At 57.9% G+C, this 12399-nt stretch carries 11 protein-coding genes and 1 pseudogene; 4 read left to right on the top strand and 8 right to left on the bottom strand.

What is annotated here, in order from left to right:
• Positions 1 to 376: 376 nt before the first annotated feature.
• The gene (locus AB3X99_RS21240) at positions 377 to 3172 is read left to right on the top strand and encodes a class I SAM-dependent DNA methyltransferase (protein ID WP_368618052.1); all 2796 of its coding nucleotides are present in this window, start codon (positions 377 to 379) and stop codon (positions 3170 to 3172) included.
• Positions 3173 to 3210: 38 nt separating this feature from the next.
• Here AB3X99_RS21240 and AB3X99_RS21245 read toward each other — a convergent pair whose 3' ends face one another.
• From AB3X99_RS21245 to AB3X99_RS21280, 8 genes and pseudogenes are all read right to left on the bottom strand, one after another.
• A complete protein-coding gene (locus tag AB3X99_RS21245) occupies positions 3211 to 4356 on the bottom strand; it encodes a hypothetical protein (RefSeq protein WP_368618053.1) in 1146 nt (381 codons plus the stop codon).
• Complete coding sequence (locus AB3X99_RS21250; protein ID WP_368618054.1) at positions 4356 to 4853, bottom strand: DUF4365 domain-containing protein; 498 nt, start codon at positions 4851 to 4853, stop codon at positions 4356 to 4358. Before AB3X99_RS21250 ends, AB3X99_RS21245 begins: the two co-directional genes overlap by 1 nt.
• A 106-nt stretch (positions 4854 to 4959) precedes the next feature.
• Positions 4960 to 5751 carry an abortive infection family protein gene (locus tag AB3X99_RS21255; protein ID WP_368618055.1) on the bottom strand — a complete coding sequence of 264 codons (792 nt, stop codon included), beginning with the start codon at positions 5749 to 5751 and terminating at the stop codon, positions 4960 to 4962.
• Between the two features lie 99 nt (positions 5752 to 5850).
• Positions 5851 to 6828, bottom strand: a complete 978-nt coding sequence (locus tag AB3X99_RS21260; protein ID WP_368618056.1) for a hypothetical protein — start codon at positions 6826 to 6828, stop codon at positions 5851 to 5853.
• Between the two features lie 299 nt (positions 6829 to 7127).
• Positions 7128 to 7658: a hypothetical protein gene (locus tag AB3X99_RS21265; RefSeq protein WP_368618057.1), complete on the bottom strand. Its 531-nt coding sequence runs from the start codon at positions 7656 to 7658 to the stop codon at positions 7128 to 7130.
• Between the two features lie 120 nt (positions 7659 to 7778).
• Positions 7779 to 7937 (bottom strand): annotated as a pseudogene (locus AB3X99_RS21270) (recombinase family protein); the annotation flags it as partial.
• Between the two features lie 256 nt (positions 7938 to 8193).
• Positions 8194 to 9252 carry a tyrosine-type recombinase/integrase gene (locus AB3X99_RS21275; RefSeq protein ID WP_368618058.1) on the bottom strand — a complete coding sequence of 353 codons (1059 nt, stop codon included), beginning with the start codon at positions 9250 to 9252 and terminating at the stop codon, positions 8194 to 8196.
• Positions 9253 to 9407: 155 nt separating this feature from the next.
• Positions 9408 to 10403, bottom strand: a complete 996-nt coding sequence (locus tag AB3X99_RS21280; protein WP_368618059.1) for a restriction endonuclease — start codon at positions 10401 to 10403, stop codon at positions 9408 to 9410.
• A gap of 413 nt (positions 10404 to 10816) precedes the next feature.
• On the opposite strand from AB3X99_RS21280, the gene AB3X99_RS21285 reads away from it, so the two are divergent.
• The 3 genes from AB3X99_RS21285 (at position 10817) to AB3X99_RS21295 (ending at position 12381) form a co-directional block, all read left to right on the top strand.
• Positions 10817 to 11176 (top strand): helix-turn-helix domain-containing protein, encoded by a 360-nt coding sequence (locus AB3X99_RS21285; protein WP_368618060.1) that lies wholly within the window; start codon positions 10817 to 10819, stop codon positions 11174 to 11176.
• A 93-nt stretch (positions 11177 to 11269) separates the two neighbouring features.
• Complete coding sequence (locus tag AB3X99_RS21290) at positions 11270 to 11494, top strand: SymE family type I addiction module toxin (RefSeq protein WP_342949600.1); 225 nt, start codon at positions 11270 to 11272, stop codon at positions 11492 to 11494.
• 98 nt (positions 11495 to 11592) lie between these two features.
• Entirely contained in the window at positions 11593 to 12381 is a 789-nt protein-coding gene (locus tag AB3X99_RS21295; RefSeq protein ID WP_368618061.1) for a GntR family transcriptional regulator, read from the top strand.
• Positions 12382 to 12399: the final 18 nt, after the last annotated feature.

Below are 12399 nucleotides of genomic sequence, written 5' to 3' on the forward strand. Positions count from 1 at the left end.
GAGATGCCCGCACGTTCTGGATCTAGGAGATCAAGTTTGACCTCAATACCGTGCGCTGTAACCTGAAGAAATTGCGGAACTGTGTAGCTGCCGCGCATTGCTCCTGCTCAGTGCCAAGTGCGCCAAGCGCCTCCAGCAGAGTAAAGTTGGGGGCAAGTTTGGGGGTATCTCCGCCTTCTCCTTCTAGGGGCGGTTAGCTGTATTGCGGTCGGGAGTTCGATCCCCCGCTGCAAGCTGGCGAAAAGTTCCGGCTGAGCGCCGCCGACGTCGGCGGCGTTTCACCGCCTATTCCCCATGCCCCGACCTAATAGTCGGCCGAACTGTGCGGCAGTTCCCAGATACAATCGCTCGGTCCCTTTGATCCGACGTTCACGCCATGGCTGCCCTCTCGTTCCCGGAAATTCGCACCCGCCTGCAAGCGTTCGCCAAACAATGGAAGCAAGCGGAGCGCGAGAACGCCGACGCAAAGTTGTTTTGGGCACGGTTTTACGAGTGCTTCGGCATCCGCCCGGAGTCCGCGACCATCTACGAGAAGGCGGTGGACAAACTTGATGGCTCAAGGGGCTTCATCGACTCGTTTATTCCGGGGCTGTTGATCGTCGAGCACAAGAGTAAAGGCAAGGACCTGAACTCGGCCTTCACCCAAGCCTCCGACTACTTCACGGCGCTGGCTGAAGGTGAGCGTCCGCGGTACATCATCGTGTCGGATTTCGCTCGTTTTAGGCTGTATGACCTGAAAACCGACACCCAAGCGGAATGCAAGCTCGCCGACATATCCAAGCACGCTGGCTGGTTCCGGTTCCTCGTCGAGGATGACGCCGCGCCGGAAATCGTCGAAGAGTCGCCGATCAACCGGCAGGCTGCGTATGCCGTCTCGAAGTTGCACGAAGCGCTGTTGCAGGCGAACTTCCGCGGTCGCGATTTGGAGGTTTTCCTGACGCGGCTGCTGTTCTGCTTCTTCGCGGACGATACCGGGATTTTTGGGCAAGACGGCGTCTTTCGACGATACGTCGAAACCACACGGCCCGACGGGCGCGACACTGGGCAGAGCTTGGCGATCCTGTTCGACGTACTCGACACGCCGGACAGCGATCGGTCATCGAACCTAGACGAACGCCTGGCCGTGTTCGCCTACATCAACGGGTCGCTGTTTTCCGAGCGCACACGCATCCCGTCGTTCGATGTGGACATGCGAACTCTGCTGGTGAAGTGCGCAGAACTGGATTGGAGCGGGATCAGCCCGGCGATTTTCGGGGCGATGTTCCAGGGCGTACTGGAAGCGCACACGCCGGACGAAAAGCGCCAGGCCAGTCGCCGGGAACTGGGTGCGCACTACACCTCGGAACGCAACATCTTGCGGGTCATCAACCCGTTATTCATGGACGATCTGCGCGCCGAGTTCGAGAAGGCGCGCAAGAGCAAGCCCAGATTGCAGGCGCTTTACGACAAGTTGCCGACGCTCACATTCTTCGATCCGGCGTGCGGCTGCGGCAACTTCTTGGTGATCGCGTACCGGGAACTGCGCCGGCTTGAAAACGACGTGATCGCGGCGTTGTTCGTGGACTTCGGGCAAGGTCCTGGCTTGCTGGACGTCTCGACGCTCTGCCGCGTCCGGGTCAATCAGTTTTACGGGCTTGAAATCGACGACGCGGCGGCGCACATCGCTCGCGTCGCGCTGTGGATCACCGATCACCAGATGAACCTAGAATCAGCGGACCGCTTTGGCAACACGCGCCCGACGGTTCCCTTGGTCGATACACCGCACGTCCACCAAGAGAACGCCCTTCGCGTCGATTGGGCGTCGATCCTACAGCCCGCGCAATGTTCCTACGTAATGGGCAATCCGCCGTTCGTCGGCGCGAAGTACCTGAGCGATGCACAACGGGAAGATACCCGCCTGATCTTTGCGAAGATCAACAACGGCGGTCTGCTGGACTACGTGGCCGCCTGGTACGTGAAGGCGCTGGCTTACATTCAGCAAAACCCGATGATCGACGTGGCGTTTGTCTCGACCAACTCGATTACGCAGGGCGAGCAGGTGTCGGCGCTTTGGGGGCCGTTGCTGCAAGGCGGTATTCATATCCGCTTCGCGCATCGGACGTTCCAATGGAGCAACGAAGGCAAAGGCATCGCCGCGGTGCATTGCGTCATCATCGGCTTCGGTCTGCGCGTACCGGATCGCTGTACGATTTACGACTACACCGGCGACATCAAGGCCGAGCACGCGCAGGTCATTGCTGCAAAACGCATCAACCCTTACCTGGTTGATGCACCCGACTACTTGCTGCGCAATCGGCGTACACCGATTTGCCCCGTGCCAGAAATCGGCATCGGGAACAAGCCGATTGACGGCGGGCATTACCTGTTCACCGACGACGAAAAGGCCGCGTTCATCGAACTTGAACCGAAAGCCGCATCTCTGTTTCGCCGATGGTATGGTTCGGTCGAGTTCATCAACAACCTGAACCGTTGGTGCCTGTGGCTGGGCGACCTTAAGCCCAACGAACTGCGCTCGATGCCTGAATGCATGAAACGCATTGAGGCTGTGCGCAAGCGCCGTCTTGCGAGCGATAGCATCCCAACGCAGAAGTTGGCCGATAAGCCGACGCGCTTTCACGTCGAGTTCATGCCGGACAAGCCATTTTTGGTCATACCTGAAGTCTCGTCGTACCGCCGCGAGTTCATCCCGCTCGGGTACTTGGAACCGCCGACGCTTGCGAGCAACAAAGTGCGGCTGATGCCCGATGCCACGCTCTACCACTTCGCTGTTCTGCATTCGACCATGCACATGGCATGGGTTCGCACTGTTACCGGGCGCTTGAAGAGCGACTACCAATACTCTGTCACCATCGTGTTCAACAACTACCCGTGGCCGGAACCGAGCAACGCCCAACGCGAGGCGCTGGAGGCGACAGGGCAAGCGATTCTCGACGCCCGCGCGCTGTACCCTGGGTCGTCGCTGGCCGATCTTTACGATCCGCGCACGATGCCAACCGAGCTTCGCAAGGCCCATGTGGCCAACGATCGCGCGGTCGACGCCGCGTACGGGTTCAAGGGCGACAAATCCGACGCAGTGCGCGTCGCCTTTCTGTTCGTCCTGTACGGCAAGTTGACGAGCCTACTTCCGCGTGAAAAGCCGAAACGTGCACGGAAGGAGAGAGCCGCCGCGTAACGGTGGCCGAGGCTGTCGGGCGGTCATAGCGTCCGCCTCTACGGCAGCAACTCGCCGTTTTGTATCACCTTGAAGTTCCGAGCGTTCATGAGACGCGCGGAGCGCGCAGTGACTCGAACATCGCCGTGGCATTGCACCAAGTGCTTGTCGCCGTGAGCGTTGACCGCGTCTTGATAATCGTCCTTGTCGAGTTCGACCGACACATTCTTTGCTTGGCCTTCGATTGTCGTGGCGATCGTGATCGTGCCACTTTCGTCCTCCAGAGCGCGATCGAGCTTTTCGACGGAACCCGTGATCGTACGGTCATACAGAGTGTAGTCCTCGCGCTTGTAGTATGCGGCGGCTTCCGCAACCCGTTCCACCTTATCGCGGTCGAACACAAACGTAACAGGTAGGCTCGGGGCCTCGCTTCCGCTGGCTGGCGAAATCGTTACTTCAAACCCGCGCTTCTTGTCCGTGCCGCTCAATCCAAGCAAGGCATCGCACAAGTTCGCGCTCGCACCGTTGTTGATCGCCTCATCGAGCACGACCGGGCTGCCGCCGCTTGCCACGGTTTCGATCGCGTTGTCGAGCGCTCGCAAACCAGATGACAGCGTGGCAGTCACCAAGTTGGTCATTGGAACGGACGGTAGGCCCAGTTGTGTGGTCTGCTGCTGCGGCACGGGAGCGATGATGTTGACGACGTAACTGCCCACCTCGGTTTGACCCAGACGCAGCGATTTCAGATACTCGGTGGCTTCTTCCGGTCTGCGCCCGCTGAACTGTCGGCGTTTGGACATCGATGCGCACGCGGCGGCTTCCATCAGGTCGCGTGCGCGCTCGTTCAGCAACACACCATCGTCGAGGGGAATGGTGCCGCCTTCTACGTCGAAGTGAAACACACGCACCCGGATGCGGTCAGCAAAGTGACCCATCACGTCGGAAACAATGTCCACCGGTGCGCGCTGCTCAAAGTCAGCGAGCGCGGTGACGGCATCAACGAGGCGGTTGTGGAAGTCTTTGGCCCGCTGCGCCGACGTGGGCAGCACCACCTCAGCGTCGATAGCGTCTGGCTCGGGCCGGTGCCACACCGTTGCAAGATCGCCAAGGTCCGCGTCCTTCCTCCAGCCTGTGAGCGTGAGATACGCAGCAAGTTGGTCGGTCGTGACGTCAGCCAGGCGTTTCAGGAAATCATTGCGGTCCATCACGCGCTCTCCCGATTGCTCGCAAGCGTCATGAGGTGCATGAGGCTGTCGGTCGTGAGCCGCTGGTTTAGCGGTACGTCAACTGTAATGTTACTGCTGTTCGTCGTACTTGGCTGGTCGCGCAGCGACACATAGAAACATGCGTTGTACATGCGCATGTGTTCCTGGTGATGTTCCATCCAGTGGGCCGGATCGTCAGGAACGAGTAGAACAGCCAGGTAGCGCGGGCACAGCACGTCGGTGCCGCGCAGGTCGTCATAGTTCTTGCGCGATAGCGGGAACTTGATCACGTCACCCGAGATGAGGTCCCTCGAAGTACATTTGAGTTGGAACTGCACCTTGGGGTTGCGAAGCACGCCGGTGAACCCGCGACCACTTAGTTCTAGGTCAACGCTGTCGTCGTCCACCTCCAGCTCGGACGGGTTGAGCCCGGCCTGCGCCGCGATGGCGCGGACGTACGCCTTGTTGAACTGCTCCTTTTGCTTCGCGATGTCCATTCGACCCCGATCCTCGCAACCAGTTGCTCACCCGAGCAGGGCAGCCTCGCCTTCGATTTTTTCCCAATTGTAACGGCCCTACGCAGTCCGGGCTCGGACACAACGTTCAACGCGATCGGGCCGCCGCTCGCCCTTCCAGCATTCGAATGAACCGGATTGACGCACCGATGTGGCTGAAAATCAGCAGAGCCTCGCTGTGGTTCAGGATGGGATTGTCGTGCGCCAGGCTCTTGTTGTTGCGCACATCGCTGAACGCTTCGAGGATGCTGATGCTGCTCCGCAGGATGCGGTCGGTCATCTCCGACTCAAGCAGTCCGGCCGCCCGAACTGCTTTGACGTACTCGCCCATAAGGCTGTGCAGCGGCTTGTCCCGGTTCACCTCGATGCCACGGCGTTCGCAGTGCGTGCGTAGAAATTTGATCGTGAACACGTGCAAGCGATCGAGCGCGGCGGCCGGTTCGTTTTGATCGATCGCCGTCCGTATGTGTTTCGCCGCTGCTTCGAAGTCCAGGTCGTTGACGCTGGCCGTAAACGCGTCGACCTCCGGAACCGGACTCGACGGGTTTTGATGGAGCCGGTCAATGATCTTCTGTATGTCGGCGAGCAGGGCGTTGTCCACATCGGCCGGAAGACACTCGTATTCGTTGGCGTGCTCGATCATCGCGGCTAGCACTTTGACAACAATGTGGTCTGGTTCAATGGTCCAGAAGCCCCGCATCCGGTTGGCCTTGGAACCCGAACTCATATTGATTCGGTATTTGGCGTCTTCGATGTCCAGACCGGTGTGCTCCTCGAAGAAGAGGGAAAACGTGCGGTCGGAAAAGTTGAGCACGTAGCCGCTGCTCATGCCAAGCAAGCGTTCGAGTTTCCGCTTTTCGATGGAGGACAGGGTTGCCATGCTGGTCCCGATGTATTGGCTGGTCTGTCGACGATTGTACCGAGGAACAACGGCGCGACTGGGCAAACGGCACGTACAGGCAGGGAGCGGCAAGCGCCGTCATGCCGTTTCGGTCGGACCGTCCCTTGGTCCTGCGGCGGGCGGCATGGGGATGATGGCTTGGCGGTCGTCGGACACAACGCGATCGTACCGCTGCACGAACGTCCGCATCTTCTCCGGGTGATCGTTATACGACACGATCCACCGCTGGATCGCCGCCGCCACCGCTTCGATCAGCCTATTGACGTTGATGTACTTCACCATCGGGTCAGTGCTTGGCGGATGGTCTTGGGCTCCGACATAGGGCGTCAACCTGGCGACCTTGCCCGCGGCGACTTTCCGCGACTCCAGGTTCGACATGTGCAGCAGGCTGTTGCGGAACTCCCATAACTCTTCGGGCGTCGCCCCGACCGGGTCCGGGTCGGCGAACGTACGCAGCCAGTCGATGAACACGGGTGTCTCGCGAGGGGCGCGGTCGCCGAACTCGACGTACGCGATCGTGTCGAGGAACGACATCAGGAGTTTGAGGCACGAGATGAAGTGCTGGTTGTTGAACAGCAGCCGTATGGCTTTGAAATAGTCGTCGTGGATCAGGGCCGGCATATTGAACGTGCCGGCCTCTTCGTCAATGTACTTGAACAGGTAGTCGTCCATCTTCCCCGGTCCCACAACGCCGTCGGGCAGTTTCGACATGTCGAGCGGCCCTAGCGGCACACTCACGTGGATCGTTGGCACGCCGTCGACGATCGGTGTGACGCAGAACAGCGGTGCCGGTCCCGCACCGACCTCGGCGAACAGGGGCTCGAACATCGCGACGGTCTCGCCCATGCGCTCCCTGGCGTGGTACTCCTCGCGGCGCATCGGTCGGGCCAACGGCACGCGCATCGCGGATGAAAAATCGAGCGTGGCGCGCTCTCGCAAAAAGGCCAGTTTCTTCGCGTCGGTACCCTGCCGGTAATACTTCTTGATCGCGACGGCGCGCAGTTCGCCGGCTTCGAAATACGTGAACACGTTGTACACCGGTTCGTGCTTCTTCATCGCCCCCGCCGTCGGCCTCGTAGTGCCGTCGATGGTACCCGAACGACCGCCGTGGGCGATACGGCGCGAAGCGATCGGGGGCCACCGGCCTCAAAGTGCGTCAGTAGCGCCCGGGTTGGTAAGCTTGTCGCTACGCCATCGGCTGCTTGCTTGTGGCCTTGACGGGGGCCGAGCGTCCGCAGGGTCTGAGGGGCGGCCCTTATCAATTGACGACCTCTTACTCATACCTGCCCTAACTGGCACCGCCTGCCCCCTTCTAGGAATCACCCTCGCACGCGCAATCAATAGTCTTTCGGTGACTACGACGTAAACGGCCAGATCATCGATCTAGACGGACGCAGGGTGAGTCCCACCTGTCGCGCTTGCTCAAGCAGTGTGTCAAGGTCAGCTCTCCTTTTCATTGAAAGTTCCTGCAAACACTTTACGCGCGCGCCAGATTCACGAAGTTCCGCATTAATTTCCAGATTTTTGTCGGCTGCTGACATGGCGCTGGTTAAACATTTTTGCAAGTCCAGTTTCCGCTGCTCCAACTCCACTTGATATTTCATTGTGGGTTGGTAAAGCTCGGGGAAATACAATTTTGCATAGGCGATAGATTGACTAACAGGCGTGTCCGCTGTACAAGCCTCCCGAGCGTTGGATCCGCCCTCAAAGGCCAGTTCGCATTGATTTGATTCAAACAGATCAGTTACTAGAATTTCTAACTTCTGCCGGCGTTCTGTCTGATAGTCTTTTTGTACGGAGCTGTAATTCGTCGCATAAGTCCCTGCCAGTGCAATGGCGGCACCCAAAACAACGGTCAATACTGGCATAATACTTTTTACAGCCATCTTTACTTCGCTCCCCGCTCTCTTCACGTAACTAAGGTTAATCGCCATTTTTAATTTTAAATTGGAATAATATGAAATTAAGCGTCTACCAAATAGACGGGCGAATTATCGCGCCTCCGTCTACCCTGCACAAGCCCGTTTGACAGTCGCGGCACTAACGCCGAAGTGCCCCGCCGTTTGCGCAATGGTCGCGCCGCTCTCAGTACGCCAGTCCTTTATTTCGGCATAGTTGGCTGTACGCTGGCGACCCGAGAACTTCCCTTCGGACTTGGACGCCGCCGACCAAGCCCGCACGTATGCGCTCGCCCTTTGCAGTTGGCCGCGTGCTGTCTCGGCTGGGATTGCGCCGGAACCGTAGAAACTCGCCTGCTCTACGCTTGCGTTTATCGTGACAATCTCCGAGTCCGATAGACCTCGATCCGCGTAGGTTGCCCGGCGCCACACAGCACGAGGCCGGGGCGTCGAGTGAGATATGTCCGGGTCTTACTCGGTCGCCGGCCGTCACGCCGACGGGCGGGATTACCTTCGTCTGGTGTTAATCAAGCTTTTTGGCAAGGTCCTCGGCTCTTGGGTGGTAGTACCGCATCAGCATCTTCGTGTCCCGATGGCCTGTAATTTTCGCCAGCTCATGGAGGGGGAACTTCTCAGCAAGCCTCGACGTGGCCTCATGGCGCAAGTCGTGGAAACACAGGTCGATCAGAAATTTAGGATCCGGGGATACCCCGCTGTTAGCGCAATCCTCCTCGTAGATTTTCCTCGCTCGTGCTACTGCTCTCTCGAACGCTCGAGTCACTGCGTCGGCGCGTAGCGGGAAAAACAATTCGCGCCCGTCTTTGCTCAACTCCTCAAAGACGGCAATCGCTTTACTCGAAAGGGGAACATCTCGCGCAGTGCCATTTTTCGTCATGGCAAGCCGGGCAACTCGCTTTGTTAGATCAACTTGGGCCGGACCCAGCGAGATCAATTCGCTTCGACGCATTGCCGTTTCGACTGCAATGTCGACTAGGGCTGGCAAGTATGCAGAAGCGGATGCTGCCTTTACGTATGCAAGTTCATCAACGGAGGTGCCTCTTTGGGTGTCTGGTTCGACGCTGGAAATGCGTCGGGTCCGCCCATTCCTGACCGTGGGTTTGCGAACCAACTCGACGGGGTTGGAAAGGCTCTCCAGTCCCCACTCCTTGCGCGCAATCGTGAAGAGATGTGAAATAAGTGCGAGACGGCGGACAACGGTCGCCGGGCTGTGAGTTTCGCACCATTCGTCGCGTAGCTTCGCGATGTCGGCACGCCTTATGGCGGCGAGCGATCGCTTGGCCAGCCACGAGTCGCGCAACATGCGAATGAGTGACTTCTCCTGTACTGCTCCTCGCTTGTTCGACGCAATCTCGCGCTCGTAGCGGTCGAGTGCCTCTGTGAACGTCGTGCTTTCGGCCTCCGCACTACTCACGAAGCGACCACGGTCCATTTCTCGTTCGATGGCGCGAGCCCACTTTTCTGCGTCAGCTCGGGTGTCGAAAGTTTTCGACTGCGGGGGATAGCCCTTCCGGCGTACCTTGGCCTGCCATTGAAGATCGCCGCGCTTGGTGATAGTTGCCATGGGTCTTTATTGGGACTCGACTGTCTCAAAAGTGTCCCAAAAATGCCCGCATCGGTCAATAACCATTGGCTCTATTGGGTAGGCATTCCGATTCGCAATGCGAAGGTCGGGAGTTCGATCCTCCTCCGCGCGTTAGGACAATCACTTTCATAGCCTCAGGCAGGCAGATACGTCCTCTTCAGCGGAACCAGACGTTTCGTTTCTGCATCCGTAGCTTCATAGTGGTCGATCAACGCACGCACGACATGCTCCGATGTCCAAAGGGTTAGTGGAACCGAAGCACGATCCGCCTCGTAATATGCCTCCTTGCTGAACCCCCCTGTACTCACGTACAAGCCGCGATCGTCTGGATGGCGTCCACCGAGAAAGCTTCGAATCTGCTGAGTCCCCATCTGGCCTTTTCGATGTTTCACCTCGACAATAATTCGGGGATGCTCGAATCCAAAGCCATCTGGTGACGCGATGATGTCTTTACCGCGATCGCTGCCAGCCGGCGACACTTGAGTCTTGTACCCCATTGCACGAAGAATCCCTGCGACCAATTCCTGCATTTCGGACCAGTCGAGGCCATTCACGATGTCTTTGATGCGTTCGACTGCGAGAGATTCGAGGCCAGTCAGTGGGTCAGCTTCAGCTTGCTCCTCCAGGACTTCAGGAGAGGGGCTCATGGGCTTTCCAGCCACTTCGCCAAGCAGTTCCTGCATCGCAAAGTCTGCAACGACGAAGATGGTAAGTGTTGAACCGAGGCTATTTTTGCTCGGATCACTCAAGCTGTCCCGTTCGACCTCCTTGTCCGTCCACACTACTGGCCGCGCGAGCGTCATGCCGAAATCTACCAACTCTGGATGATATTGGGCATCTCCGGTTACCTTTCCAATGAGATAGGTGCGATTCGCCGGTGAATACGTTACGACCCAATCATCGACCTTAATTTCATTCATGAAGCGCCAGACCTGCGATGCACCCGAAATGGCCGTCTTAACTTTCGCGCTAGGTTCGATCAGTTGGTATAGGGAGATCAGTTCTTGCCGAGACATGCCCGCATTGACATGTGGCGCGAAGTTGGTCCAACCAATAGCTGCGATACCTCGTTCACGAAAATCGTCGTAAAGACTCCCACCTTCCGCCCGAATCATCCACATGGTGCTCATACAATCTCCTTGTTCGATGCATGGAGTCTACTCTGGTCAGAGGGGTGCAATATTGAGATCAGGTGATGTTTCCTTCGGGTTGTTGTCGCTAGGTGCGACGACCGCGGTGATCTGTTTGCTAATCGATCCATTTCAGTCGGACTTGCTGCTAGCCAATTCTACTCATTGATCTAGTAGCTATATTCGGAGCTCTCTGAGGTCGCGCTGGCAGGCAGGGCCGCCCGCAAGTTAGCTATCAATTTCTTCTGTTCGAGGCGCGTATCCCTAATTTGATCGTAGTTAACAAGTCTTTAAAAATACTCGTATTAAAAGCGACTCCAAAATTTAGCGATAGTAGATTCGCTACAATGAATGATGATTTAGAAATTTAACGCGTTATTTCCACCCGTGTGCTGCCAGCTCTGGATTTAGCCATGAACGAAAAAGATCAAGAGTTTTTTATTGAACTTGGTGAACGCATTGCCAAGGCGCGAAGAGCGCGCGGAATGACGCAACAAGAATTAGCAGAGGCGCTCGGGATCGCGCAGCAAACGCTGGCTCACTATGAAGTCGGCCGCTCTCGCGTGCCGACATCGTTGTTGCCACCGCTAGTGGAACTATTGATGTCCTCTTTCGAAGAGTTGCTGTCCAGGCCAGCCGCGCGATGGCCAAGCAAAGGAAGTGCGATATCACGCCTACAACGTCAAATCGCCGCAATCGAACAACTCCCCAAGCCCAAACAGCAGTTCGTCTCACAAATGTTGGACACCGTGCTCGCCCAAGCACGGAGGTAGAAGGAGTCTCAATGCAGTAAACGAAGCGCGGGCCATGAGTGTTACCAGCACTCAGGCCCGCTAACCAAAACCAACTCACTACAGGAGTTGACCATGGCTGACGCCAATCTTAATGCATTGCACGCACATCCCGAGCGCCGCGTAACCATCCAGCAGTCCTGGCGGTACCGCAAGTACAGTTCACGTGCAAGAAATGACCCGCCGCTTTACCCCTGGCTCAAGCTTTCTGGCCGATGGCTCGAAGTCGCAGGCTTTGAACCAGGCCAGCGCGTCCGAATCACGGTCGAAGACAAAAGGCTTGTAATCACCCCAGACTGACGCGCCCGTCAGGCCAAAGCCCGCACCAAACAAAGAAGGCCACGAACCACACGGTTCGTGGCCTTCACGCCTTCTGCAGCATCACCACCAAATCTTTTTTGAAAGACTGGATCCACAAATCCACTTGGAGTAATCTGCGCCAACGACTCAGCAACCGCAATGGCATCCTCCCGCACCGCACAAAACGGATCAAGCGCACAAAAATGCCTGCCACCAGCGTCCGCAACACCGCCGGCCTAGCCTTAACCGCCGAGGAAGAGGCCTACCGCTTCCTGCTGGAAGCCATCATCGAAGGCCGCTACGCAGCAGGCCAGCGCATCGTCGCCGAGACGGTTGCAGAAGAGCTTTCAATGAGCCGCATGCCTATCCGCGCGGCACTAAAAAGACTTCAAACCGAAGGCCTGATCATCCAGCGCCCCAACCGCGGCGCAATCGTCCGCGGCCTGACCGTGGAAGAAGTCCAGGACATCTTCGACATGCGCATCGCGCTCGAATGCCTGGCCATGCGCGTCGCCGCCCCCCGCTGCACCGAAGCGCATCTCATCAAGCTCCAACGGCTGCTGGAAGACATGGACGCCTGCGTAGGCGACACCGACACCTGGGTCCAGCGCCACTGCGCATTCCACGAATACCTGTGCGAAATCAGTGGCCGCACGCGTCTCTACCAGCAAATTCACTCGCTCTACACGCTTATCGAAGGCCCCATGCGCCTGTGGATCGAGCAGGCCACCTTCAGACGCAAACGCGCGCGCGACGCCCATCAGATCCTCATCGACGCGCTGCGCGCCCGCGACCCCGCGCAAGCCGAGCAGGCGCTGCGCGAGCACCTCGAATCAACCGTTCCCCAGATCGTCAAGTTCCTCGAATCGCCCGCGTCACGAGCGTAACGCGTCGGCGTCCTAACT

Origin of the sequence: Paraburkholderia sp. BR10882 (assembly GCF_040948855.1) — a bacterium.
Classification (GTDB): domain Bacteria; phylum Pseudomonadota; class Gammaproteobacteria; order Burkholderiales; family Burkholderiaceae; genus Paraburkholderia; species Paraburkholderia nodosa_A.